The sequence below is a fragment of the Rathayibacter sp. AY1B6 genome (assembly GCF_002932755.1).
GTDB lineage: Bacteria > Actinomycetota > Actinomycetes > Actinomycetales > Microbacteriaceae > Rathayibacter.
Genome location: NZ_PSWL01000001.1, coordinates 120,716 through 145,078, shown reverse-complemented (window position 1 = coordinate 145,078; position 24,363 = coordinate 120,716). Strand labels below are relative to the sequence as shown.

Here is a 24,363-nt window from a genome sequence, read left to right as displayed (position 1 = left end):
GGAAGGGGTCCGACACAGACGCGCGGGCGGGGGCCGCTCCGGACCCACCGCCGTGCGATCTGCAGGGGACGAGCCGCTCCCGGGCGCCTCCTCCTCGCAGGATCGCCCCTTCGGCTCGGATCCCCTGCAGACTGCACGCCCCCCTGCAGACGGCACGCCCCCCTGCAGACGGCACGCCCCCCCTGCAGACCGCACACCCCCGGGGAACGCGGAAGCCGGCGGCCGCCTCGCGCGACTCCCTCGGAGAGGGGGGAGGAGCGCGGAGGCGACCGCCGGCGGGACCGCTCAGGACGGTCGGTCGGTGGAGATCAGGCGGGGACGGCCTGCGCGGCGGCGGGCTCGGGCACCTCGGCGACCACGGGGGCGCGCTTGATGCTCTTCGCGATGATCACGCAGACGGCCGTGACCACCATGCCCACCAGGATGGCGACCAGGTAGAGGAGCGGCTGCCCGACCAGTCCGGTCACCCAGACGCCGCCGTGCGGGGCGCGGAGGGTGGATCCGAAGAGGGCGACGAGCGCCCCCGTGACAGCCGAGCCGACCATGGCGGACGGGATGACGCGGAGCGGGTCGACCGCGGCGAACGGGATCGCTCCCTCCGAGATGAACGACGCGCCCAGCAGGTAGGCCGCCTTGCCGTTCTGACGCTCCGCGTCGGTGAACAGGCGCTTGCGGAGCGACGTCGCCAGGGCCAGGCCCAGCGGCGGAGTCATGCCCGCCGCCATCACGATCGCCATCACCTTGAACTGCACCGAGTTCGGGTCGCCGTCGGCGGGGACGGAGGCGAGACCGGTGGTCGCGAAGGCGTAGGCCACCTTGTTGACCGGGCCGCCCATGTCGAACGCCATCATCAGCCCCAGGATGATGCCCAGGATGATCAGGTTGCCGCCGGTCAGGCCCGAGAGCCAGGCCGAGAGGCCCTCGCTGAGCGCGCGGAGCGGAGCACCGAGCACCACGAACATCAGGAAGCCGGTGATGAAGGTGGCGATCAGGGGGATGATCACGACGGGCATCAGCGACTTGAACGCCGCGGGGAGCTTGATCCGCGAGATGTACAGGGCCGCGTAGCCGGCGATGAACCCCGAGGCGAGACCGCCCAGGAAGCCCGCACCCACGGTGACCGCGACCGCGCCGCCGAGGAAGCCCGGCGCGATGCCGGGGCGGTCGGCGATGCCGAAGGCGATGAAGCCCGAGAGCACCGGCACCAGGAACGCGAACGTCGCGCTCCCGATCAGGAACATCACTCCGGCCCAGTCGGTGAGGTTCGCGACGTTGAACCCGTTGTCGATGATCTGCTGTGCCGTGAAGTCGACGATCCGGTAGCCGCCGAACAGGAACGACAGGGCGATCAGCAGACCGCCCGCCGCGACGAACGGGATCATGTACGAGACGCCGGTCATCAGGTTCTGGCGGATGCGCGTGCCGACGCCGACCTTCTTCGGCGCCGCGGGGGCCGCTGCCGGGGCCGTGCGGGCGGAGGCGGCGGCGGTGCCGGTTCCGCGCAGGGCCAGAGCGCGGTCGAGGACCTCGTCCGGCTTCGACAGGGCCTCGGCGACGCCCACCTGGAGGATCGGCTTGCCGGCGAACCGGTCCTTGCCGCGGACCTCGAGGTCGGCGGCGAGGATGACGACGTCCGCGGCGGCGATGTCGGCCGCGGTCATTTCGTCCGAGCCGGCCGCGCCCTGGGTCTCGACGTGGATCGGGTAGCCGCGCTTCTTCGCGGCCTGCTCGAGCGCCTCCGCCGCCATGTAGGTGTGCGCGATGCCCGCGATGCAGCTGGTCACGGCGACGAAGCGCGGTCCGGAGGCGGGGCTCGCGGCGGGCGCGTCCTGCACCGTCGCGACGGCGCGGTCGATGACCTCGGCCGCCTTCGCGAGCGCCTCCGACGTGCCCACCTCGAGGGTGGGCTTCCCGGCGAAGCGCTCCTTGCCGCGGACCTCGAGGTCGGCGGCGAGGATCACGACGTCGGCCTCGGCGATCGTCTGGTCGGACATGGGGTCGGAGCCCGCGGCGCCCTGGGTCTCGACCTGGATCGCGTACCCCTTCTTCTTCGCGGCCTGCTCGAGAGCCTCGGCCGCCATGTAGGTGTGCGCGATGCCGGCGATGCAGCTGGTGACGGCGACGATCCTCATGAGACGACGACCTCTCGGGCGATGATGTCCGCGACCTCCTGGCCGCTGGCGGCAGCGCGGAGGGAACCCGTGAAGGACTCGTGGATCAGCTTGCGGGCGAGCTGGGCGAGGATCTTGAGGTGCGCCTGGTCGGCGCCGTCCGGGGCCGCGATCAGGAAGATCAGGTCGGCCGGCCCGTCGGGGGCGCCGAAGTCGACGCCCTGCTTCGCGATGCCGACCGCCACGCTGGGCGAGACGACGTGGGAGGAGCGGGCGTGGGGGATCCCGATGCCGCCGGGCATGCCGGTGGCCATCTGCGACTCGCGGTCGCGGACGTCGGCGAGGAAGCCGTCGAGGTCGGTGACGCGGCCGGCGTCGGCGAGCGTCTTCGCGAGCTGCGCGGTGGCCTCGTCCTTCGTGGCGGCGGTGAGGTCGACGATGACCGTCGACGCCTCGGTGAGAGCAGTCATGCGCTCAGTTCTCCAATCGGGAGGGTGGGGTCGGGGTCCTCGACGACGGAGACGTCGTCGAGGTGGAGGGAGTCGGGACCCGGGGCTTCGCTGCCCGGGAGCTGGACGGCGGCGGTACCCCACGCGACTGCTGTCGCGAGGCGCTCCGCCTCCGTGGCGTCGACGGCCGAGAGGTAGCCGGCGAGCGTGCTGTCGCCGGCGCCGACGGTGCTGAGGGGCACGACGGCGGGGGCGCCCGCCCACCACGACGCGTGCGCCGTGACGAGGAGGGCGCCGTGCTCTCCGAGGCTGACGAGCGCTCGCGCGTCGGGCAGCTGCAGGAGTTCACGGGCTCCGGCGACGACGTCTCCGACCGTCGTCAGGGAGCGGCCGAGGAGCTCTTCGAGCTCCTCGAGGTTGGGCTTCACGAGGGTGGCGGTGCCGGCCGCGATGATCGCGGTCAGGGGGGCTCCCGACGTGTCGACGGCGAGGGGGACGCCGAAGTGCAGGGCGAGGCGGCCGAGGGCGGGGTAGAAGTCCGCTCCCAGTCCCGGGGGGACGCTGCCGCAGGCGACGAGCCAGCGGGGCGAGGCCGAGACGTGCTCGCCGATCAGTTCGGAGAGGGCGCGAGCCTCCTCCTCCGTGACGGCGGGGCCGGGCTCGTTGATCTTGGTGGTGCGGCCGGTCCGGTCGTCGACCACGGTGATGTTGGTGCGGATCGGGTGGGCGATCGCCGCACTGGCCGAGCGGACTCCGGCGGCCCGGAGCATCGTGGACAGGTCGAGGCCGGTAGAGGCGTCCGCCGGGTAGACCGCGGTCGCCTCGACGCCGTTGCGGGCGAGGGCACGGGCGACGTTGACGCCCTTGCCGGCCGGGTCGCGCCGCACGTCGTGGGCGCGGTTGACCTCGCCGACGGCGAAGCCGCTCGTGGAGAGGGTGACGTCGATGCTCGGGTTGGCGGTGACGGTGACGATCATGCGCGGACGACCTCCGGGCCGGCCGACTCGATGTCGTCGGCGAGCTCGTCGTCGACACCGGCGTCGGTGATGACGGTGTCGACCGCGGACAGCGGAGCGACGTGCCCGAAGTCCTGCCGGCCGAACTTGGAGTGGTCGGCGAGGACCACGACCCGGCGCGCGGAGGCGATGATCGCGGACTTGACGACGGCCTCGTCGAGATCGGGGGTGGTGAGCCCCCGCTCGATGCTGAGTCCGTTCGTGCCGATGAAGGCGACGTCCACCGAGACCGTGGAGAGGGCCTGGGCGGCCCACGGGCCGACGGCGGCCTGCGTCACTCCGCGCAGGTGCCCGCCGATGAGGTGGAGGTCGATGTTGGGCCGGCCGACGAGCGCCATCGCGACGGGGAGGGAGTGGGTGACGACCGTCAGCCGGCGGTCCAGGGGGAGCAGCTCCGCCAGCCGCACCGTGGTGGTGCCGGCGTCGATGGCGATGGAGCCGCCGTCGGGCACCTCGGCGAGGGCCGCGGTGGCGATGCGGTCCTTCTCGCCGGCGAGGTGCCCCTCGCGGGCGGCGACCTCGGGCTCGATGCCCAGGCGCTCGACGGGGATGGCGCCGCCGTGCGCGCGGCGCAGCAGGCCGCGCTTCTCGAGACTGGTGAGATCGCGGCGGATCGTCTCCGGCGTCACGGCGAGGGAGAGGGCGAGGTCGCGGACCTCGACGCGCCCGTCGGTGCGGGCGCGGTCCAGGATCGCCTGGTGCCGCTCCGGTGCGTACATGTGGACTCCGTCGTCTCGCCGTGGGTGATGCGCCGGATCCGCGGTGTCGTTGCCGACCTCGGATCTGCGTTTACCTCTTTTTAGACCCGTTCGTGTGCGAAGTCAACAGAAACGGACAGACTCGGCAGGTGCATTCGGGCGCGGAGACGCAGGGCTTCCCGGGAAGCGGTCCGCCGGATCAGGCGGCGAGCTGCTCGAGCTCCTCCTCGAGCTGCGCGAGCTGGCGCTCCAGGCGCCGCCGTTTCAGGAGGGACGCCTCCGGCAATGCGGCCCGCAGGCGCTCGCGCTCGGCCTCGGCGAGAGTGCGGCGGGCGGTGCGCAGCTGCTCCTCCCGCTCCTTCTCGCGCTCCTCCGGCGTGAGCTTGCGGGCCGAGATCCCGGCGTCGCTCATCCCGACGGAGATCCACGACGCGGCGATGAGGATCACCTGGCAGACGAGGTTGAACCAGATCAGCAGGCCGATGAGGACCGCGAACGAGGCGAGCAGCGGGTTGCGGGAGGCGCCGCCCAGCAGCTGCGTCCCGAGGACCTTGAGCGCTCCGAGGGCGATCCCGCCGAGCAGCGAGCCCGCCCAGAGGTTCTTCCACGGGATCGAGATGCCCGAGAGGACGCGGAAGGACCCGGCGAGCGTGCCCGTGTCGAGGGCGAGCATGATCAGCAGGCCCACCACGCTGCCGGCGAGGCGGCCGAGCATCGACTCGCTGCCGATCCCGAGGAAGTCGAACGCCACATCCACCAGCGAGGTCGAGAACACGGAGAGACCCGCCGAGACCAGCAGCACCGCTCCGAAGATCAGGGCGAGCCCCGCGTCCTTGAGCTTGAGCAGGACGAAGAGGATCGTCGGTCCGGGGAGCGAGAAGAGCAGTCGCACCGCCTGGCGCAGGCTTCCCAGGAAGTTGAGCGCCGTCCAGAGCAGGCCGGCCGCTGCGATCGCGCCCGTCCAGCCGAGGATCGAGGAGTCGAGCAGGTCGTCGACCGACACGAGGGCGTTCTTCCCGCCGATCAGACCGGGCACCGAACGGGTCACCAGGTCGAGGAGGGAGTCGCGCAGGACCGAGTCGTCGCGCACCCAGAAGCCGAAGACGGCGAAGAAGACGAACAGCGCCGCGAAGACCGCGAACAGGGCCTGGAAGGCGAGTCCGGAGGCGAAGAGGGGCCCGCCGGTCTCGGAGTAGTGGAGCATCACCCGCACCGGCCGCGTCCGCATGATCCGCTCGAACAGGCCCGCAATCCCGCGGGGAGTGTCGGCCGCCTCGGTCATTCCTCCAGCGTAAAGCGCCCGTGCACGTCGGACGTCACGGTGCACGCGCGATCGCGAGAACGCACGTGCACCGTGACCTCGAGCGCGCACCTCAGCGAGTCCGGCCTCGCGCCATGGTCCCCAGGATCACTGTCGAGGTCCGGGCCCAGTCGTGGACGACGTCGGCGTAGCTGAAGCGCAGCACCGTGTACCCGCTGAGCACGGCGGCGGCGTCGCGGCGCCGGTCGCGGGTGAACGCCTCGGCCGCGGTGTGCCAGCGGCGCCCGTCGAGTTCGATCACCAGCCAGTCGTCGATCAGCAGATCGACGCGTCCGACCCCGGGTATCTCCGCCTGGGGCCGGCAGCCGACGCCGCACGCGAGCAGCCGGAAGCGCGTGAGCGACTCGATGCCGGATTCGGCGCGGCCGTCGAAGGCGGACAGGAGCGGGTGCAGCCGGGCGGGGAGGAGCGCCATCGTGCCGGCGAGCAGTCCCGGACCGATGATCCCGCGGTGGAGAGCGGAGTCGACGACGGCGACGGACTCGTCGGACGGCTGACAGAGGAGGAGGTGCTCGAGCGCCCTCTCGGTCGAGGCCACGACGGCCGGTCCGGTCGGCATCGGGATGCGACGGCTCCAGTGCACCACCACGCCCGGGTCCGTGGTGCGCGCCCTGTTCGAGCTGTGGACGCCCAGGTGCAGGCGATCGTCCTCGGGCCGGTACGCGCCGCGGGCGTCGAAGAAGGACACGCACGAGACGAACCCCGCGTGGAGGACGGCCTGCTGCTGGTCAGCGCGGGCGTCCGCGGCGGCGAACCAGCCCGGCCGCAGTCGTGTCAGCGTGCCGTTGCGCACCGCCGCGCGGGGATCGACGCCGAGCGCGCGCAGACGGGAGAGGTGGAGGACGCCGGTGAGCACGGATCGAGTGTCCCGCCTCACTCCGCTGCCCGCCCGCCGCAACCGTCGACCTGTGGAGACCCGTCCCGATCCGCCTCCTGTGGGGGAGCGGCCCGTGCACGGTAGAAGCCGCCGTGCACGCCGGATCCGAGGATCGAGCGTGCACGGCGGCTTCCGGCGTGCAGGTCAGGCGCGGCCGCGGATGACGGCCTGCTTCACCTCGGCGATCGCCTGCGTGATCTGGATGCCGCGCGGGCACGCTTCCGTGCAGTTGAAGGTCGTGCGGCAGCGCCACACGCCCTCCTTGTCGTTGAGGATGTCCAGGCGCGCTCCACCGGCGTCGTCGCGCGAGTCGAAGATGAAGCGGTGGGCGTTCACGATCGCCGCGGGGCCGAAGTACTGCCCGTCGGTCCAGAACACGGGGCAGGACGAGGTGCACGCGGCGCAGAGGATGCACTTCGTGGTGTCGTCGAAGCGGGCGCGGTCGGCGACCGACTGCACGCGCTCCTTTCCCTTGGGCGCCGGGGTGTTGGCGACCAGGAACGGCTGCACCTCGCGGTAGGAGGCGAAGAACGGCTCCATGTCCACGACGAGGTCCTTCTCGAGGGGCAGGCCCTTGATCGCCTCGATGTAGATCGGCTGCGAGATGTCGAGGTCCTTGATCAGCGTCTTGCAGGCCAGACGGTTGCGGCCGTTGATCCGCATCGCGTCGGATCCGCAGATGCCGTGCGCGCACGAGCGGCGGAAGGTCAGCGACCCGTCCTGGTCCCACTTGATGCGGTGCAGGGCGTCGAGGACGCGGTCGGTCGAGTACATCTCGACGTCGAAGTCCTGCCAGCGCGGCTCCGCGTCCACCTCGGGGTCGAAGCGGCGGATGATGAACGTGACGGTGAACGCCTCCGGGGCCGCAGGGGCGGCGGGCGGCTGCTCGAGGGTAGCGGTCGACACGGCTAGTACTTCCTCTCCATCGGCTGGTACCGGGTGATCACGACGGGCTTCCAGTCGAGCCGGATGTGGTCACCGGCGTCGGAGGAGTGGGCGTCACCGGAGAGGTACGCCATCGTGTGCTGCATGTAGTTCTCGTCGTCGCGCTTGGGGAAGTCGTCGCGCATGTGGCCGCCGCGGCTCTCCTTGCGGTTGCGCGCCGAGTAGACGACGACCTCGGCGAGGTCGAGCAGGAAGCCCAGCTCGACGGCCTCGAGGAGGTCGGTGTTGAAGCGCTTGCCCTTGTCCTGCACCGAGATGTTGCGGAACCGGTCGCGCAGGCGCTGGATGGTCCCGGTGACGGCCTCGAGGGACTCGTCGGTGCGGAACACCTGGGCGTTCTTGTCCATCTCGTCCTGCAGCTCCTTGCGGATCGAGGCGATCCGCTCGGTGCCGGTCGCGGAGCGGAGCGAGGCGAGCATGTCGCGGATCGCGCCGGCCGGGTCGGCGGGCAGGGGGGTGAAGTCGACCGTCTTGGCGTAGTCGGCGGCGTTGTTGCCGCTGCGCTTGCCGAAGACGTTGATGTCGAGCAGGGAGTTGGTGCCGAGGCGGTTGGAGCCGTGCACCGAGACGCACGCGCACTCGCCGGCGGCGTAGAGGCCGGGGACGACGGTCGTGTTGTCCGAGAGCACCTCGGCCTTGACGTTGGTCGGGATGCCGCCCATCGCGTAGTGCGCGGTCGGCATGACCGGGACCGGCTCGACGACCGGGTCGACGCCCAGGTAGGTGCGGGCGAACTCCGTGATGTCGGGGAGCTTGGTCTCGAGCACCTCGGCGCCCAGGTGGGTGCAGTCCAGCAGCACGTAATCCTTGTGCGGGCCGGCGCCGCGCCCCTCCGCCACCTCCTGGACCATGCAGCGGGCGACGATGTCGCGCGGCGCCAGGTCCTTGATGGTGGGCGCGTAGCGCTCCATGAAGCGCTCGCCCGAGGCGTTGCGGAGGATCGCACCCTCTCCTCGCGCTCCCTCGGTGAGGAGGATACCGAGGCCGGCGAGGCCGGTCGGGTGGAACTGGAAGAACTCCATGTCCTCCAGCGGGAGGCCCTTCCGCCAGATGATGCCGACGCCGTCGCCGGTGAGGGTGTGCGCGTTGGAGGTGGTCTTGTAGATCTTGCCGAAGCCGCCGGTCGCGAAGATGATCGCCTTCGCCTGGAAGACGTGCAGCTCGCCCGTGGCCAGCTCGTAGGCGACGACGCCGGAGGGCTTGTTCACGCCGTCGACCTCGGTCATCACCAGGTCGAGGACGTAGAACTCGTTGTAGAAGTTGATGCCGAGCCGGACGCAGTTCTGGAACAGCGTCTGCAGGATCATGTGGCCGGTGCGGTCGGCCGCGTAGCAGGCCCGGCGGACGGGCGCCTTGCCGTGATCGCGGGTGTGACCGCCGAAGCGGCGCTGGTCGATCTTGCCCTCCTCGGTGCGGTTGAAGGGCAGGCCCATGTTCTCGAGGTCGATGACCGCGTCGATGGCCTCCTTCGCGAGGATCTCGGCCGCGTCCTGGTCGACGAGGTAGTCGCCGCCCTTGACGGTGTCGAAGGTGTGCCACTCCCAGCTGTCCTCCTCGACGTTCGCGAGGGCGGCGGCCATGCCGCCCTGCGCCGCTCCGGTGTGGGAGCGGGTCGGGTACAGCTTCGAGATCACGGCCGTCTTCGCCTTGGGGCCGGCCTCGATGGCCGCGCGCATCCCGGCACCGCCGGCGCCGACGATGACGACGTCGAACTGGTGGTAGTGGACGCCGTCGGGTCCGACGGTCTGCGCGAAGGCGCTCTGGTCGGCGCCGGTGTGGGTGTGGCCTGGTGTGCTCACGGGGTGGGTGCTCCGTCGTACGGGGATGGGAGGGGGAGGTGCCGGGACGCGGTGCCGCGGACCGGGAGGGGCGCGGGCCCCTCTCCGATCCGCGGCACCGTGGTCACGCTGCGCAGAAGGAGGGCAGCAGGTCCGCGGCGGTGCCGGCGGGGCACGGGTCGAACGCGAAGACGACCCAGGTGCCGAGCGCGATCAGCGCGACAACGGCGACGAGGATGCCGCCCTTGAAGGCCTTGGCCAGCAGGGGCGAGGTCGCGTAGTCGTTGACCAGCGTGCGCATGCCGTTGCCGCCGTGGATCAGCGCGAGCCACAGCATGAGGACGTCCCACCACTGCCAGAACGGGTTCGCCAGCTTGCCGCCGACGAAGCCGAAGTCGATGGCCTTGATGCCGTCGCCCAGCAGCAGGTTGTAGATGAGGTGCCCGAAGATCAGGACGATCAGCACGACGCCGGAGGCACGCATGTATATCCAGCCCCACTTCTCCCAGTTGGTGCCGGAGGAGCGGGTCGGGGTGTGCGGGGTCCGCGGTGCGGCGACGGTGCTCACTGCGCACCCCCCTCGCTGAAGACGTTGATCAGGTGGCGCGGCGCGAAGCCGAGCATCAGCACGACCCAGAGGCCCATGACGACCCAGAAGAGGACGCGCTGGTTGCGGGTCGCCCAGCTCCAGAAGTCGACCAGGATGATCCGCAGGCCGTTCAGCGCGTGGAACGCGATGGCGCCCACGAGCCCGGTCTCGCCGAGTCCCATGATCGGGTTCTTGTACGTCCCGATGACCGCGTTGTACGCCTCGGGGCTCACGGCGATGAGAGCGGAGTCGAGGACGTGGACGAGGAGGAAGAAGAAGATGGCGACACCGGTGATCCGGTGGAGCACCCACGACCACATGCCTTCGCGACCGCGGTAGAGGGTGCCGGCCGGACGCCGGATCTTCCCCTGCTTCCGGGGTGCGAGGGTTTGAGCAGCTTGAACTGACACGAACAACCCTCCCTGGTTGTGCTCCGACGGCCTGACCTTTTCCCACGTCGCGTGGACGGGGACGGGGCGGGGAGCGACGAGAAACTCGCCCTCCGATTCTAAGCGCGCTCGCAGGCGGGCGCGGCTTAGGCGAGCCTTAGCTGCGGGGCAGGGCGAGGGCGGGCGCCCCCGCGGTCGCGTAGTGCGCGAGGAGCTCGTCGGTGAGCGCGCTCCAGGTGCGGTGGAGCACGCGGCGGCGGCCCGCCTCGCCGAGCCGGGCGCGCAGTGCGGGATCTCGGACCAGGCGCTCCACCTGCCGGCGCAGGTCCGAGTCGCTCTCGGGCGCGTAGAGCAGGCCGTCCACGCCGTGCTCGATGAGGTCGGTGGGGCCGCCCGCGTGCGGCGCGACCACGGCGGTGCCGGACGCCTGCGCCTCCTGGACCGTCTGGCCGAACGTCTCCTCCGTGCCGGTGTGCACGAAGACGTCGAGCGCGGCGAAGACCGCCGGCAGCCGGTCGCCGTCGAGCCGGCCGAGCATCCGCGCCGCCGGGCCCAGGGCGGCGGCGACCCGGGCGGAGGAGGGGCCGTAGCCGCCCACCACGAGCTCGGCGTGCGGGACGGAGGCGAGTGCCGCCATCCGCTCCACCCTCTTCTCGGGGGAGAGGCGCCCGATGTAGCCGACGAGCGCGTCCTCGGCGCCGAGTCCGGCCCGGACCGCCTGCGCGTAGGGGGAGGAGCGGCGGCGCGGGTGGAATCGCTCGCTCTGCACGCCGCGGCCCCACAGCGCGGTGCGCTCGATGCCGGCGGCGGCGAGGTCGTCGAGGGCGCTGGTGGAGGGGGCGAGGGTCAGGTCCGCCCCGGCGTGGATCTGGCGGATCACCCGCCACGCGAGGGCGCGGGCGCCGCGGATGCCGTAGCGGGCCGCGAACCGCGCGACGTCCGTCTGGTAGATCGCGACACTCGGCACGCCGAGCCGGCTTGCCGAGGCGATGGCGCGGGCGCCGAGGAGGAAGGGCGAGGCGACGTGCACGACGTCGGGCTCGAAGTCGGCCAGCTCCCGGGTGAGGGCGAGCGTGGGGATCCCGACCGGGAAGTCGCGGTAGGCGATCGCCGGGTGCTCCACGACGCGGTGGCCCGCGTAGTGGCCCGGCGCCCCCGCGGCCGGGCAGACGACGAGCGCCTCGATCCCGCGCTCCGCGAACTCGTCGAGCACCCGCAGGACGCTCGTGGTCACGCCGTTCAACGACGGCAGGAAGCTCTCGGTGACGACCGCGACTCTCACGCCCCGGACGCTACGGCGGCGGGATGAACGGCGGCGCGCGCCCGGGTGAACGGACGGTCGCGCTCGGGCTCCCTTGTATCCTGCGGACATGACATCACCTGAGACCGATGGCCGCGCCCCGCTCGACCGCTTCTACAGCGTGATCCCCGCCGGCGGGATCGGCTCGAGGCTGTGGCCGCTCTCCCGGGCCGACGCCCCGAAGTTCCTGCACGATCTGACGGGGTCGGGACAGACCCTCCTCCGCGACACCTGGGACCGCCTCGCGCCCATCTCGGGCGCCGACCGGATCATGGTCGTCACCGGCCGCGCGCACCGCGCCGCCGTCGAGGAGCAGCTCGAGAGCCTCGAGGACCTCAACGTCGTCCTCGAGAGCGAGCCGCGCGACTCGTCCGCCGCGATCGGCCTGGCCGCCGCCATCCTCGAGCGCCGCCAGCCCGGCGTGATCATCGGCTCGTTCGCCGCCGACCACGTCATCAGCGGTCAGCAGCTGTTCCACGACGCGGTCGCCGAGGCCGTCGTCGCGGCGGACGCGGGCTACATCGCGACCATCGGCATCACGCCGACCGAGCCTGCCGTGGGCTTCGGCTACATCCGCACGGGGAAGCACCTCGGGATCGACGGGGCGACGCACACGCTCGCCGTCGACTCCTTCGTCGAGAAGCCCGACGCCGACACGGCGCGCGCCTACCTCTCCAGCGGTCAGTACCTCTGGAACGCGGGCATGTTCATCGCCCGCGCCGACCGCCTCCTCGAGGAGCTCGGCCGCGCCAAGCCGAAGCTGCTCGCCGGGCTGCTCGAGCTCGCCGCCGCCTGGGACACCCCGGAGCGCGGTGCGGTCGTCGACCGCATCTGGCCGGGCCTGGAGAAGATCGCGATCGACTACTCCGTCGCCGAGCCGGCCGCGGCCGCGGGCAAGCTGGCCGTCGTGCCGGGCCACTTCTCGTGGGACGACGTGGGCGACTTCGCGTCCATCGCGAAGCTGCACTCGAGCGGTCTCCGCTCGGACCTCGCCATCCTCGGCGAGGACGCCCGCGTGCTGGCCGACTCCGCGACGGGCATCGTCGTGAGCGGCGGCAACCGCACCATCGCCCTCATCGGAGTGAAGGACATCGTCGTCGTGGACACCCCCGACGCGCTCCTGGTCACCACGACCGAGAACGCCCAGAAGGTCAAGGGCGTCGTCGACGCCCTGCGCCTCTCCGGCCGCACCGACGTCCTCTAGCCCTCCGTCCCCCTCTGTCGAAGCGCGGCCCTCCCTCGGAGGCGCCGCGCTTCGCCGTTCGCGCGTCCGCCGGCGCCGCGCGCGCGTCCCGATACGCCGCTGCACGGCTGCTGGACCTGCGAGGAGGGGGTACGTCGGGGGTCTCGATACGCTGCTGCGCGGCTACTCGACCAGCAGGGAGGGCGGGAGTACGTCTCGGGGGTGTCGATACGCCGCTGCGCGGCTACTCGACCAGTGAGGGGGGTCTCGATGCGCCGCTCCGCGGCTGCTCGACTATCACCGGGTGACACGACACCCGTCCCGTCCCGACCGCGCGCAGCGCGGAGCCCGCCCGAACGCCCTCGACCGCCGACAGCCGGGAGAGGGCCGCGAGCCGGAATCGCGTGCCAGCGATTCCGGCCAGCCCGACGCGACCCGCTCTGCGGATCGCACCCCGTCGCGGAGCCGACCGCGCCCTGTGATGCGCTCCGCGCATCACGGGAAGATCAACACTGTGTAACTCTTCCTGACCACCACCGTGCGGGCGGCTGAGCGGCTTGTCACATTGGGTAACGTGGGGGGATCGACGCTCTGCTGCGCTCGTCGCGCGGGGCCGCATTCCTGGAGGACGACATCTTGACTATCACCTCGCGTAAGGCCGCGTTCGGCGGTCTCGCCGCCCTCGGCGTCACCGCGCTTCTCGCCGGTTGCGCCTCCGCCCCCGAGGAGAGCGGCTCCAGCGCCGCCGCCGGTGGCGACTTCCTGCCCTGCATGGTGTCCGACGCGGGCGGGTTCGACGACAAGTCGTTCAACGAGCTCGGCTACAACGGCCTCGTGAAGGCCTCGGAGGACCTCGGGGTCACGCCGAAGACCGTCACCTCGGAGTCCGAGACGGACTACGCCCCGAACCTGACCAGCCTCGTCGACCAGGGCTGCAACCTGATCATCACCGTCGGCTTCGCGCTGGCCGAGGCCACGTCGGCCGCGGCCGAGGCGAACACCGACATCGACTTCGCGATCATCGACGACGCGACGATCGACCTGCCGAACGTCAAGCCGATCACCTTCGACACCTCGCAGGCGGCGTTCCTCGCCGGCTACGCGGCCGCCTCGTACTCCACGACCGGCGTCGTCGGCACCTACGGCGGCCAGCAGTTCCCGACCGTCACGATCTTCATGGACGGCTACGCCGACGGCGTGAAGTACTACAACGAGCAGAAGGGGAAGGACGTCAAGGTCGTCGGCTGGGACGTCGACGCGCAGACCGGCTCCTTCACCGGCGGCTTCGCGGCGGGCGTCGAGGCCAAGTCGGCCGCGCAGTCGCTGATCGACCAGAACGCGGACGTCATCCTCCCCGTCGGCGGTCCGATCTTCCAGTCGGCGATCGAGGCGATCCGCGACTCCGGCAAGGACATCGCGATGGTCGGCGTGGACGCGGACCTCTACGAGACCTACCCCGACGGCGCCGACCTGTACCTGACCTCGATCCTCAAGGGCATCGAGGCCGGCACGACCGACGTCACCAGCTCCGCCGGAGCCGACGACTTCGACCCCACCCCCTTCGTGGGCACCCTCGAGAACGACGGAGTCGGCATCGCGCCGTTCCACGACTTCGAGTCGAAGGTCTCGGGCGACCTGCAGGGCGAGCTCGACACCATCAAGGCGGGCATCATCGACGGCTCCATCACCGTCACCTCCCCGTCCGCTCCCGCGGCGTCCTAGTCGCTTCCTCGAAGAGGCCGGCGGGCCCGAGCACACCTCGGGCCCGCCGGCCTCTTCGTCGGTCCGGCGGGCGGATCGGCTCCGCTCCGTCCATCGATCCCATTCGGCGGCGCATCGTGGCGCGAACCGAAAGTTAGATTGGTCCCATGAAGCTCGAACTGCGTGGCATCACGAAGCGCTTCGGCGCGCTCGTGGCCAACGACCACATCGATCTCACCGTCGAACCCGGCGAGATCCACTGCCTCCTCGGCGAGAACGGCGCGGGCAAGTCGACGCTCATGAACGTGCTCTACGGCCTGTACCAGGCCGAGGAGGGGGAGATCCTGCTGGACGACGCGGTCCAGCACTTCTCCGGTCCGGGCGACGCCATGAAGGCCGGCATCGGGATGGTCCACCAGCACTTCATGCTCGTCCCCGTGTTCACCGTCGCCGAGAACGTCATGCTGGGCCACGAGGAGACGAAGGCCGGCGGACGCCTGGACCTCGCCGCCGCGCGCGCCCGGGTGCGCGAGATCTCGGACCGCTTCGGCTTCGACGTGGATCCCGACGCCCTGGTCGAGGACCTCCCCGTCGGCGTGCAGCAGCGGGTCGAGATCATCAAGGCGCTCTCGCGCGACGCCCGGGTGCTCGTGTTCGACGAGCCGACCGCGGTGCTGACCCCGCAGGAGACCGACGAGCTGATCGCGATCATGCGCCAGCTGCGCGCGGCCGGGACCGCCATCGTCTTCATCACGCACAAGCTCCGCGAGGTGCGCGAGGTCGGAGACCGCATCACGGTCATCCGCCTCGGCAGAGTCGTGGGGGAGGCGTCTCCGACGGCGAGCAACGCCGAGCTCGCCTCCCTGATGGTCGGCCGCGCCGTCGAGCTGACGGTGCAGAAGGAGCAGGCTGTGCCGGGCGACGAGGCCCTCGTCGTCTCGAACCTCACCGTGCGCGACGCCAACGGCCAGGCCGTCGTCGACGACGTCTCCTTCGAGGTCCGCCGCGGCGAGATCCTCGCGATCGCCGGCGTGCAGGGCAACGGCCAGACCGAGCTCACCGAGGCGATCATGGGCCTGCAGGACCGGGTCGAGGGCTCGGTGACCCTGGACGGGCGCCGCCTCGACGGGCTCTCCGTGCGCCGCGTCCTCGAATCCGGGGTCGGCTTCGTCCCCGAGGACCGCACCGAGGACGGTCTGGTCGCCGAGTTCACGATCGCCGAGAACCTCATGCTCGACCGCAGCGACCGCGGTCCGTTCGTGAAGGGCCTGGGCCTGCGGCTCAAGGAGCTCGAGCGCTTCGCCGAGGAGCGGGTGCGCGAGTTCGACGTGCGCGCCCAGGGGATCGGCACCCACGTCGGCCGCCTCTCCGGAGGCAACCAGCAGAAGGTGGTGCTCGCGCGCGAGCTCAGCCGGGAGCTGCGGCTGTTCATCGCGGCGCAGCCCACCCGCGGCATCGACGTCGGCTCCATCGAGTTCGTCCACAAGCGCATCGTCGAGACGCGCGACACCGGAGTCCCCGTGATCGTGGTGTCGACCGAGCTCGACGAGGTCGCGGCGCTCGCCGACCGCATCGCGGTCATGTACAAGGGCGGGATCATCGGCATCGTCCCCGCCGATACGCCCCGCGAGGTCCTGGGGCTCATGATGGCCGGGCAGACGCCCGCCGAGAAGGGAGCGGCGGCGTGAGCGACGCGCAACTGCCCGCGGTCGATCCCGACGCGGAGACCGAGAAGGCGGCCGGGCTCGAGCCCGGCCAGAAGCCGGATCAGGAGGTGCGCCCCGGCCCGCTCGAGAGCGGCGCCTCCCGCGTCCTGCGCGAGATCCTCTCCGGCACCGCGCTGATGTCGGTGCTCGCCGTGCTGCTCTCCCTCATCGCGGGCGGCGTGCTGATCGCCGCGACCGACAAGGACGTCCAGGCGGCGTCGGGCTACTTCTTCGCCCGGCCGCTCGACACCCTGCAGGCGATCTGGCAGTCCGTCTCCGGTGCCTACTCCTCGCTCTTCCAGGGCTCGGTCTACAACTTCCGCCGCGAGGGCTTCGCCAACGGCATCAAGCCGCTGACCGACACCCTGGCCTTCGCGACCCCGCTGATCGCCGGCGGCCTGGGAGTGGCCCTGGCCTTCCGCGTCGGCCTGTTCAACATCGGCGGCCGCGGCCAGATGCTGATCGCCGCGGCCTGCGCGGGCTGGGTCGGCTTCTCCTTCGACCTCCCGTGGGGCGTGCACCTGATCGTCGCGCTCGCCGCCGGCATCCTCGGCGGCGCGCTCTGGGGCGGACTCGTGGGACTGCTCAAGGCCCGCACCGGCGCGCACGAGGTGATCCTCACGATCATGCTCAACTACGTCGCGTTCTACCTGATCTCCTACCTCCTGCGGACGCCCGGCGCGCTGCAGGCTCCCGGCTCGAACAACCCGAAGTCGCCCGGGATGAAGGAGACCGCGGTCTTCCCGGCGCTCCTCGGCCCCGGCTACTCGCTCACCCTCGGCTTCGTCTTCGCGGTCCTCGCGACCGTGTTCGTCTGGTGGCTCCTGAACCGCTCGACGATCGGCTTCAAGTTCCGCGCGGTGGGGGAGAACCCGCACGCGGCGCGTGTGGCGGGCATCGACGTGAAGAACAGCTACGTGTACGCGATGCTGCTCTCCGGCGGCCTGCTCGGCCTCGCCGGCAGCGCCCAGGTGATGGGGACGGTCACGACCGGCTTCACCTCCGGGATCGACGCGGGCATCGGCTTCGACGCGATCACGGTCGCGCTGCTGGGCCGCTCCCGCCCCTGGGGCGTGTTCTTCGCCGGCATCCTCTTCGGCGCCTTCAAGGCGGGCGGCTACTCGATGCAGGCCGCCGAGGGCGTGCCGATCGACGTGGTCCTCGTCGTGCAGTCGCTGATCGTCCTCTTCATCGCCGCGCCGCCGCTGGTGCGCGCGATCTTCCGCCTCCCGACGCCCGGGGCCGCCCCGAAGCGCCGCACCCGCCGCACCTCGGAGGTGTCCGCATGAGCACCGCCGTCGCCACCGCACCGGACCGCGTCGTGATCCGCAGCTGGAAGGCGCCGATCGCGTTCGGCGTCTTCGCGCTGCTCGCCGTCGTCCTCTTCGTGGCCCTCGGCCGTGACGGGACGAGCTCGTTCCGCCTCGCCGCGGGCACCGACTTCTTCGCCCTGCCGGACATCCCGTTCCCGACGCGGGGGACGGGAGTGGTCGTGGCGATCGTCCTGGTCGCCCTGGCCGTCGCGTCGGCCGCACTCACCCGCGCCGGCCGGCGCATCCCGCTCTGGCTCTCGGCGGTCTTCGCCCTGGTCTTCCTGATCGGGTTCCTCGTCTGGGCGTCGGCCGGTGCCGCGCTGCCCGTCTCGGGACTGCTGCTCGGGACCGTCGGGCTCGCCACTCCGCTGATCTTCGGCTCCCTCGGCGGCGTCATCTCGGAGCGGGTCGGAGTCGTCAACGTCGCGATCGAGGGGCAGCTGCTCGCCGGCGCCTTCACCGCGGCGATGGTCGGCTCCCTCACCCGCCAGCCGGTGCTCGGCCTGCTCGCGGCGATGGTCGCGAGCGTCCTGGTGTCGTTCGTGCTGGCCGCCTTCGCGATCAAGTACCTGGTCGACCAGGTGATCGTCGGAGTCGTGCTGAACGTGCTGGTGACCGGCCTGACGAGCTTCCTCTACTCCCAGGTCCTCTCCGCCGACGCGTCGACGTTCAACTCGCCGGTGAAGTTCGACCGCCTCCCGATCCCGGTGCTCAGCCAGGTGCCGATCGTGGGCGCCGTCCTGTTCAACCAGACGGTGATCGTCTACCTGATGTACTTCGCGATCTTCGCCGTGTGGTGGGGCCTGTTCAAGACCAAGTGGGGCCTCCGCCTGCGCGCCGTGGGCGAGCACCCGCAGGCCGCGGACACCGTCGGCATCGACGTCGCCCGCACGCGCTTCTGGAACGTCTCCCTCGCCGGGGCGATCGCCGGAGTCGGCGGCGCGTACTACACGCTCGACGCGGTCGGAGCGTTCGGCAAGGAGATGACCGCGGGCGCGGGCTTCATCGCCCTGGCCGCTGTCATCTTCGGCCGCTGGGACCCGATCAAGGCGACTCTGGCGTCGCTGCTGTTCGGCTTCGCGACCAACCTGCAGAACGTTCTCGGCGTCATCGGCTCGCCCGTGCCGAGCGAGTTCATGCTGATGCTGCCGTACGTCGTGACGATCTTCGCGGTGGCCGGTCTCGTCGGCCAGTCCCGCGGGCCGGCCGCCGCCGGCAAGCCGTACCTGAAGTCCTGAGAGGAGCCGTCGTGACCGACATCGACTGGGAGGCGCTGCGCGAGGCCGCGCTGGAGGCCATGAGCCACGCCTACGTCCCGTACTCGAAGTTCCCCGTCGGGGTCGCCGCGCTCGTGGACGACGGCCGGACGATCGCGGGCTGCAACGTCGAGAACGCCTCCTACGGGCTCACGCTCTGCGCCGAGTGCGCGCTGGTGTCCTCCCTGCACATGACGGGCGGCGGCCGGCTCGTGGCCTTCACCTGCGTCGACGGGAAGGGCGGCGTCCTGATGCCCTGCGGGCGCTGCCGCCAGCTGCTCTTCGAGCACTCGGCCGAGGGCATGCTCCTCCAGACCGTGTCGGGCGTGAAGACGATCGACGAGGTCATCCCCGATGCGTTCGGCCCGCGCACCCTCGAGGCCTACGCCGCCTCCTAGCGCCGCCGTCACCCGCTCCCATCCCCGAACCGAGGACTCCGCATGACCCGCACCACCCCCGTCGAGGACTTCGACGCCGTCGACATCATCCGCACCAAGCGCGACCGCGGCACGCTCTCGACCGCGCAGATCGACTGGCTGATCGACGCCTACACCCGCGGCTACGTCGCCGACGAGCAGATGGCGGCCTTCGCGATGGCGGTCCTGCTGAACGGGATGGAGCGCGACGAGATCCGCGACCTCACCCTGGCGATGATCGCCAGCGGCGAGCGCATGCGGTTCGACGGACTCGGCAAGCGCACGGTCGACAAGCACTCCACCGGCGGGGTCGGCGACAAGATCACGCTGCCGCTGATGCCGCTGGTCGCCTCCTTCGGCGTGGCGGTGCCCCAGCTCTCCGGACGCGGGCTCGGCCACACGGGCGGAACGCTCGACAAGCTGGAGTCGATCCCGGGCTGGCGGGCCGACCTCGGCAACGAGGAGATGCTGGAGCAGCTGCGGACGGTCGGCGGCGTGATCTGCGCCGCGGGCTCGGGCCTGGCCCCCGCCGACAAGAAGCTCTACGCGCTCCGCGACATCACCGGGACCGTCGAGGCGATCCCGCTGATCGCGTCCTCGATCATGTCGAAGAAGATCGCCGAGGGCACAGACGCCCTGGTGCTCGACGTGAAGTTCGGCTCCGGGGCGTTCATGGTCGACATCGAGCGCTCGCGGGAGCTCGCCCGGGCCATGGTCGACCTCGGCAACGACGCGGGGGTGCGGACCACCGCGCTGCTGACCAACATGAACGTGCCGCTCGGGCTGACCGTCGGCAACGCGAACGAGGTGCGGGAGTCGGTCGAGGTGCTCGCCGGCGGCGGCCCCTCCGACGTCCGGGAGCTGACGCTGGCTCTGGCCCGCGAGATGCTGGCCCTCGCCGGGCAGCCGGACGCGGACGTCGAGCGCGCCCTCGACGGCGGCGCCGCCATGGACACCTGGCGCGCGGTCATCCGCGCGCAGGGAGGGGACCCGGACGCCGCCCTCCCCGAGGCCCGCGAGACCCACGTCGTGCTCGCCGAGCGCGACGGCGTGCTGGTGGAGCAGCAGGCGCTGCCCTTCGGCATCGCCGCCTGGCGCCTGGGCGCCGGACGCGCCCGCCAGTCCGACGCGGTGCAGCACGCGGCGGGGATCGACCTGCACGCGAAGCCCGGCGACCGCGTGCGTGCGGGCCGGCCCCTGCTCACCCTCTCGGCCGACGAGCCCGAGCGCTTCGCCCGGGCGCTGGAGGCGCTCGACGGCGCGTACCGGATCGGCGACGACGGCGACGAGGTGCTCGACGGCGGCCCCCTCGTGGCGGAGCGCGTCTCCTAGCTCCGCGCCGCCCGGCGAGCCGCTCCCGCCGACCCTCTAGGGTGGTCGGCGAACCACCGCCGACCTGCGAGGAGCACCGTGACCGATCAGACCGAGGAGTACCTCCTGCCGGGCGAGGGCGTCCTCATCGACGAGCTCCCCAAGGTGTCGCTGCACGACCACCTCGACGGAGGACTGCGGCCCGGGACGGTCCTCGAGATCGCCCGCGAGACGGGCGTGCCGCTTCCGGCCGAGGAGCCGGACGCGCTCGCCGAGTGGTTCCGCGCCACGGCCGACTCCGGCTCCCTCACCGACTACATCGCCACCTTCGAGACGACGGTCGCCGTGATGCAGACCGCGCCGGCGCTCGAGCGCGTGGCCCGCGAGTTCGTGCTCGACCTCGCCGCCGACGGAGTGGTGCACGGCGAGGTGCGCTGGGCGCCGGAGCAGCACCAGCGCGCCGGGCTCTCGCTCGACGCGGCCGTCGAGGCGGTCCAGGAGGGGCTCCAGCAGGGCGTGCAGGAGGCGGCGGCGCAGGGCCACCGCCTCCGCGTCGGCCAGCTGATCATCGCGATGCGGCACGCCGACCGCTCGCTCGAGGTCGCCGAGCTGGCGCTGCGCCACCGCGAGCGCGGTGCGATCGGCTTCGACATCGCCGGAGCCGAGGCGGGCTTCCCCGCCTCGCGGCACCGTGCCGCCTTCGAGCTGCTGGCGGCGGCGCACTTCCCGACCACGGTCCACGCGGGGGAGGCGGACGGCCTCGACAGCATCCGCTCGGCCCTGCTCGACGGACGCGCCCTGCGCCTGGGCCACGGCGTCCGGATCGCGGAGGACATCCGCATCGAGCGTCAGGACGACGACGCGAGCTACGTGACCCTCGGCGAGCTCTCGGAGTGGGTGAAGGACCGCGAGATCGCCCTCGAGCTCAGCCCCTCCTCCAACCTGCAGACCGGCGCCGTCGCGGCGTGGGGCGCCGAGCTCGCCGACCACCCCTTCGACCTGCTCTACCAGCTGGGCTTCCGCGTCACGGTGAACACCGACAACCGCCTGATGAGCGCGACGACCCTCAGCCGTGAGCTCGCCCTCCTGTCCGACGCGTTCGGGTACGACCTCGACGACTTCGAGGCCTTCCAGCTGAACGCGGCCCACGCCGCCTTCCTGCCGCTCGACGAGCGCCGCGAGCTCGTCGAGACGATCAGCGCCGGCTTCGAGGCGGCCTGACGGTGCCGCTCGACGCACTCCCCGAGGAGGCGGTGGCCCTCCGCCACTCCGCCGGATCGTGGCGGGAGGCCGTCCTCGAGGCGGGCCGCGCGCTCGAGCGGACGGGCGCGGTCGACGCCGCCTACTCCCGGCGCATGGTCGAGCAGGTCGACGTGCTCGGGCCGTACATCGTCATCGCGCCCGGGCTCGCCCTCGCGCACGCCCGGCCCGGCAACGACGTCCTGGCCGACGGCCTCTCCGTCGTCACGCTGGCCGAGCCCGTCGCCTTCGGGCACAGCACCAACGACCCGGTCTCGGTCGTTATCGGGATCGCCGCCACCCAGGCGCACGGACACGTCGGCTTCGTCTCCGGGCTCGCCGACGTGCTCAGCCGCCCGGACGCGGTGGGCGCCCTCGCCGCCGCCCGCACCGTCCGCAGCATCAACGCCGTCCTCACCGACAGCACCCCGTACCACCCGCACCACGGAAGAAGCGCATGAAGATCATCACCCTCTGCGGCGCCGGAATCGGCACCTCCGCCATCCTCAAGCTCGGCGCCGAGCGCGCCCTCGAGACCCTCGACCTCGAGGCCGACGTGATCGCCTCCGACCTGGCCTCCGTCGACGCGCTCGCCGCGGACGCGCAGGTCATCCTCACCTCCGGCGAGCTCGTCGACCGCATCGGCCGCACCTTCGCCGAGGTCGTCGTCATCGACAACTACCTCGACCAGAACGAGATCACGGAGAAGATCGAGCGGGCGCTCGGCTGAGCTCGTCTCTGAGCCGCTCCCTGCGCGGCTCAGCGCGGTCGGCCTCCCGACGGGGTGCGTTCCGCAGAGCGGGTTCCGTCGGGCTGCCTCGAATCGCTGGCACGCGATCCTCGGACGCGCCCTCCACCTTGCGGTGAGAGGGCGCTCCCTCCTCCTGCTGGTCGAGTGGCCGCGGAGCGGGGCAGCGAGACCCGGCTCCAGGGCGGACGGCTGCTCGGACCTCGCGGGAGGTCAGCGGGCGGCGAGCTGCTCGAGAGCGGCGACGATGAGGCGGCGTGCACGGGCGGGGGAGAGGCGGGCGGGCTGCTCGGAGGCGCGGGAGACCGCGATGCCGTCGAGGACCGCGAGGAGCAGCGCGGCGTCATCGGCGCCGAACGACGCCGCGGGATGCGCGGCGCGCAGCAGCTCCAGGACGACGTCCTCCGTGCGCGACCAGCCGGCGGTGTGGATCGTGCGGATCTCGGGATCGGTACCGGCGCGGGACGCGAAGGCGGTCCAGACGATCGCGTCGGGGACGTCCTCGTCCGCGACGCAGGCGATCTCGTCGCAGAAGACGCGCAGCCGCACCTCGGCCGACGGCTCGGCGTCCAGGCGGCTCCGCATCCGCTCACGGAAGCGCTCCTCGACCCGGGCCATCGCCCCGGACAGCAGTGCCTGCTTCGTCGGGAAGTGGTGCTGGACGGCCCCCACCGAGACCCCGGCCTCGGCCGCGACGGTGCGGATGCTGAGGTGCTCCGCCCCCCGGGTCGAGAGGACGGCGACGACCGCCGAGAGGATGTCGCTCCTGCTCTCGCGCCGATCCGGCATGGTGTCCCTCTCGTTCGACTGCTCGAGCAGGCTACGCTCTCGGACATGACCAATACGACCGTATTGCCAACCCCTGCCGGAGCCGGCCGCCGCACCGCGACCCTGGACGTCGTCCGCGGTGTCGCGATCATCGGGACCCTCGGCACGAACATCTGGATCTTCTCCCACCCCTGGGGGATGCTCGGACTGCTCTCCGCCCCGGTGACGCCGGAGACCTCCGACTCCGCCGGGACCGCGCAGCTCCTGCTGATGGCGCTGGCGCAGGGCAAGTTCCTCGCCCTCCTCTCCCTCGCCTTCGGGATGGGCCTCGCGATCCAGCACGCCTCCGCGGTCCGGCGAAGGACGCGCTGGCCGGGCCGGTACCTCTGGCGCGCGACGCTCCTCCTCCTGGACGGCGTGGTCAACTACGTGCTGATCGCGGAGTTCGACGTCCTCATGGGGTACGCCGTCACCGGAGCGGTCGTCGCCTGGCTGCTGCTCACCCGGCCGACGACGCAGCGCCGCGTGATCCTCGTCTGCGGCGCTCTGCACGTCGTCCTGATCTCGGCGCTCGTGGCGCTCGTGGCGGCGAGCGCGGACGGTGCCGGACAGGGGCCGACCGGCCGGAGCCCCTACGCGGACGCGTCGTTCCTCGGCCTCGCCCTCTTCCGGCTGCAGAACGCGGGCGTCTTCCGTGCGGAGCCGGTGCTCATCGGGCTCCTCAGCCTCGCGATGTTCCTCCTCGGCGCGCGCCTCCACCGGGCGGGGGTCCTCGCCACCGAGGGCGCGCCGCTCCGCCGCCGTCTGCTGGTCCTCGGCGCCCTCGCCGTCCCCGTCGACCTCGCGCTGGGCGTCTGGGGGAGCGCCGCCGGTCTGCTCGCCGAGCGCTACCTCGTCGCGCCCCTGGTCGGTCTCGGCCTGCTCGCGGCTCTCGCCGAGGTCTGCCTCCGCCGGGGCGCCGAGGGCTGGGCGGCACGTCGGGCACGGGAGGTCGGCCGGGTCGCCCTGAGCGCCTACCTCCTGCAGAACCTGCTCGGCGGCGCTCTCTTCTACGGCTGGGGACTCGGGCTGGCGGTGACGGCCGCGCATTGGCGCGTCCCGGTGACCGTGGGAGCGTTCCTGCTCATCGCGGCGGCCGTCGTGCTCGCGGCGCACCAGTGGCTGCGCAGGTTCGAGCTCGGCCCGGTGGAGTGGCTCTGGAAGCGGGGCGAGCGGATCGGTGTCCGCGCGCCCCGCTGACCGGAGGGGG

23 protein-coding genes are annotated in these 24,363 nt (G+C 71.8%); 11 read left to right on the top strand and 12 right to left on the bottom strand.

Features of this window, described 5'->3' with window-relative positions; translation table 11 throughout:
* Nucleotides 1-308: 308 nt before the first annotated feature.
* The 11 genes from C5D08_RS00660 to C5D08_RS00610 all read right to left on the bottom strand — a co-directional run bounded on the left by C5D08_RS00660 (nucleotide 309) and on the right by C5D08_RS00610 (nucleotide 11,455).
* Nucleotides 309-2,132 (bottom strand): PTS fructose-like transporter subunit IIB, encoded by a 1,824-nt coding sequence (locus tag C5D08_RS00660; protein ID WP_104275356.1) that lies wholly within the window; start codon nucleotides 2,130-2,132, stop codon nucleotides 309-311.
* A complete protein-coding gene (locus C5D08_RS00655; protein WP_097166616.1) occupies nucleotides 2,129-2,581 on the bottom strand; it encodes a PTS sugar transporter subunit IIA in 453 nt (150 codons plus the stop codon). The genes C5D08_RS00660 and C5D08_RS00655 overlap by 4 nt, the downstream gene beginning before the upstream one ends.
* Nucleotides 2,578-3,537 carry a 1-phosphofructokinase family hexose kinase gene (locus C5D08_RS00650; RefSeq protein WP_104275355.1) on the bottom strand — a complete coding sequence of 320 codons (960 nt, stop codon included), beginning with the start codon at nucleotides 3,535-3,537 and terminating at the stop codon, nucleotides 2,578-2,580. Before C5D08_RS00650 ends, C5D08_RS00655 begins: the two co-directional genes overlap by 4 nt.
* The gene (locus C5D08_RS00645; RefSeq protein WP_104275354.1) at nucleotides 3,534-4,295 is read right to left on the bottom strand and encodes a DeoR/GlpR family DNA-binding transcription regulator; all 762 of its coding nucleotides are present in this window, start codon (nucleotides 4,293-4,295) and stop codon (nucleotides 3,534-3,536) included. Before C5D08_RS00645 ends, C5D08_RS00650 begins: the two co-directional genes overlap by 4 nt.
* A gap of 178 nt (nucleotides 4,296-4,473) precedes the next feature.
* On the bottom strand, nucleotides 4,474-5,556 hold the full coding sequence (locus C5D08_RS00640) for a YhjD/YihY/BrkB family envelope integrity protein (protein WP_104275353.1): 1,083 nt from the start codon (nucleotides 5,554-5,556) through the stop codon (nucleotides 4,474-4,476).
* A gap of 91 nt (nucleotides 5,557-5,647) precedes the next feature.
* Complete coding sequence (locus C5D08_RS00635) at nucleotides 5,648-6,451, bottom strand: endonuclease domain-containing protein (protein WP_104275352.1); 804 nt, start codon at nucleotides 6,449-6,451, stop codon at nucleotides 5,648-5,650.
* A 165-nt stretch (nucleotides 6,452-6,616) separates the two neighbouring features.
* Nucleotides 6,617-7,378, bottom strand: a complete 762-nt coding sequence (locus C5D08_RS00630; protein WP_068254543.1) for a succinate dehydrogenase iron-sulfur subunit — start codon at nucleotides 7,376-7,378, stop codon at nucleotides 6,617-6,619.
* 2 nt (nucleotides 7,379-7,380) lie between these two features.
* Entirely contained in the window at nucleotides 7,381-9,117 is a 1,737-nt protein-coding gene (gene sdhA / locus C5D08_RS00625; RefSeq protein ID WP_104275416.1) for a succinate dehydrogenase flavoprotein subunit, read from the bottom strand.
* 202 nt (nucleotides 9,118-9,319) lie between these two features.
* Complete coding sequence (locus tag C5D08_RS00620) at nucleotides 9,320-9,763, bottom strand: succinate dehydrogenase hydrophobic membrane anchor subunit (RefSeq protein WP_104223187.1); 444 nt, start codon at nucleotides 9,761-9,763, stop codon at nucleotides 9,320-9,322.
* Nucleotides 9,760-10,194, bottom strand: coding sequence for a succinate dehydrogenase, cytochrome b556 subunit (gene sdhC / locus C5D08_RS00615; protein WP_258067919.1), 435 nt, complete (start codon nucleotides 10,192-10,194; stop codon nucleotides 9,760-9,762). Before sdhC ends, C5D08_RS00620 begins: the two co-directional genes overlap by 4 nt.
* Nucleotides 10,195-10,330: 136 nt before the next feature.
* Nucleotides 10,331-11,455: a glycosyltransferase family 1 protein gene (locus C5D08_RS00610; protein ID WP_104275351.1), complete on the bottom strand. Its 1,125-nt coding sequence runs from the start codon at nucleotides 11,453-11,455 to the stop codon at nucleotides 10,331-10,333.
* A gap of 88 nt (nucleotides 11,456-11,543) precedes the next feature.
* Between C5D08_RS00610 and C5D08_RS00605 the strand changes: the two genes are divergently transcribed.
* The 10 genes from C5D08_RS00605 (at nucleotide 11,544) to C5D08_RS00560 (ending at nucleotide 22,328) form a co-directional block, all read left to right on the top strand.
* Nucleotides 11,544-12,677, top strand: a complete 1,134-nt coding sequence (locus C5D08_RS00605; RefSeq protein ID WP_104223184.1) for a mannose-1-phosphate guanylyltransferase — start codon at nucleotides 11,544-11,546, stop codon at nucleotides 12,675-12,677.
* Between the two features lie 615 nt (nucleotides 12,678-13,292).
* On the top strand, nucleotides 13,293-14,378 hold the full coding sequence (locus tag C5D08_RS00600) for a BMP family protein (RefSeq protein ID WP_104275350.1): 1,086 nt from the start codon (nucleotides 13,293-13,295) through the stop codon (nucleotides 14,376-14,378).
* Nucleotides 14,379-14,524: 146 nt separating this feature from the next.
* Nucleotides 14,525-16,045, top strand: a complete 1,521-nt coding sequence (locus tag C5D08_RS00595; protein ID WP_104275349.1) for an ABC transporter ATP-binding protein — start codon at nucleotides 14,525-14,527, stop codon at nucleotides 16,043-16,045.
* Nucleotides 16,042-17,352, top strand: a complete 1,311-nt coding sequence (locus C5D08_RS00590; RefSeq protein ID WP_219812831.1) for an ABC transporter permease — start codon at nucleotides 16,042-16,044, stop codon at nucleotides 17,350-17,352. The genes C5D08_RS00595 and C5D08_RS00590 overlap by 4 nt, the downstream gene beginning before the upstream one ends.
* Nucleotides 17,349-18,614 (top strand): ABC transporter permease, encoded by a 1,266-nt coding sequence (locus C5D08_RS00585; protein ID WP_104275348.1) that lies wholly within the window; start codon nucleotides 17,349-17,351, stop codon nucleotides 18,612-18,614. Before C5D08_RS00590 ends, C5D08_RS00585 begins: the two co-directional genes overlap by 4 nt.
* A gap of 11 nt (nucleotides 18,615-18,625) precedes the next feature.
* Nucleotides 18,626-19,030, top strand: a complete 405-nt coding sequence (locus C5D08_RS00580) for a cytidine deaminase (protein WP_104275347.1) — start codon at nucleotides 18,626-18,628, stop codon at nucleotides 19,028-19,030.
* Nucleotides 19,031-19,072: 42 nt separating this feature from the next.
* Nucleotides 19,073-20,380, top strand: a complete 1,308-nt coding sequence (locus C5D08_RS00575; protein ID WP_104275346.1) for a thymidine phosphorylase — start codon at nucleotides 19,073-19,075, stop codon at nucleotides 20,378-20,380.
* Between the two features lie 78 nt (nucleotides 20,381-20,458).
* Nucleotides 20,459-21,580, top strand: coding sequence for an adenosine deaminase (locus C5D08_RS00570; protein ID WP_104275345.1), 1,122 nt, complete (start codon nucleotides 20,459-20,461; stop codon nucleotides 21,578-21,580).
* Nucleotides 21,581-21,582: 2 nt separating this feature from the next.
* Entirely contained in the window at nucleotides 21,583-22,059 is a 477-nt protein-coding gene (locus tag C5D08_RS00565; protein WP_104275344.1) for a PTS sugar transporter subunit IIA, read from the top strand.
* Entirely contained in the window at nucleotides 22,056-22,328 is a 273-nt protein-coding gene (locus tag C5D08_RS00560; RefSeq protein ID WP_104275343.1) for a PTS sugar transporter subunit IIB, read from the top strand. Before C5D08_RS00565 ends, C5D08_RS00560 begins: the two co-directional genes overlap by 4 nt.
* Nucleotides 22,329-22,559: 231 nt before the next feature.
* Here the strand turns inward: C5D08_RS00560 and C5D08_RS00555 are convergent, their stop codons facing one another.
* A complete protein-coding gene (locus C5D08_RS00555; protein ID WP_104275342.1) occupies nucleotides 22,560-23,135 on the bottom strand; it encodes a TetR/AcrR family transcriptional regulator in 576 nt (191 codons plus the stop codon).
* A 45-nt stretch (nucleotides 23,136-23,180) separates the two neighbouring features.
* On the opposite strand from C5D08_RS00555, the gene C5D08_RS00550 reads away from it, so the two are divergent.
* Nucleotides 23,181-24,353, top strand: a complete 1,173-nt coding sequence (locus tag C5D08_RS00550) for a DUF418 domain-containing protein (protein WP_104275341.1) — start codon at nucleotides 23,181-23,183, stop codon at nucleotides 24,351-24,353.
* Nucleotides 24,354-24,363 lie beyond the last annotated feature (10 nt).

Bases quoted from the DNA above. Each gene is read 5' to 3' on its own strand.
- C5D08_RS00660 (WP_104275356.1), bottom strand. From the start codon at position 2,132: ATGAGGATCGTCGCCGTCACCAGCTGCATCGCCGGCATCGCGCACACC.
- C5D08_RS00655 (WP_097166616.1), bottom strand. From the start codon at position 2,581: ATGACTGCTCTCACCGAGGCGTCGACGGTCATCGTCGACCTCACCGCC.
- C5D08_RS00650 (WP_104275355.1), bottom strand. From the start codon at position 3,537: ATGATCGTCACCGTCACCGCCAACCCGAGCATCGACGTCACCCTCTCC.
- C5D08_RS00645 (WP_104275354.1), bottom strand. From the start codon at position 4,295: ATGTACGCACCGGAGCGGCACCAGGCGATCCTGGACCGCGCCCGCACC.
- C5D08_RS00640 (WP_104275353.1), bottom strand. From the start codon at position 5,556: ATGACCGAGGCGGCCGACACTCCCCGCGGGATTGCGGGCCTGTTCGAG.
- C5D08_RS00605 (WP_104223184.1), top strand. From the start codon at position 11,544: ATGACATCACCTGAGACCGATGGCCGCGCCCCGCTCGACCGCTTCTAC.
- C5D08_RS00595 (WP_104275349.1), top strand. From the start codon at position 14,525: ATGAAGCTCGAACTGCGTGGCATCACGAAGCGCTTCGGCGCGCTCGTG.
- C5D08_RS00585 (WP_104275348.1), top strand. From the start codon at position 17,349: ATGAGCACCGCCGTCGCCACCGCACCGGACCGCGTCGTGATCCGCAGC.
- C5D08_RS00575 (WP_104275346.1), top strand. From the start codon at position 19,073: ATGACCCGCACCACCCCCGTCGAGGACTTCGACGCCGTCGACATCATC.
- C5D08_RS00560 (WP_104275343.1), top strand. From the start codon at position 22,056: ATGAAGATCATCACCCTCTGCGGCGCCGGAATCGGCACCTCCGCCATC.
- C5D08_RS00555 (WP_104275342.1), bottom strand. From the start codon at position 23,135: ATGCCGGATCGGCGCGAGAGCAGGAGCGACATCCTCTCGGCGGTCGTC.
- C5D08_RS00550 (WP_104275341.1), top strand. From the start codon at position 23,181: ATGACCAATACGACCGTATTGCCAACCCCTGCCGGAGCCGGCCGCCGC.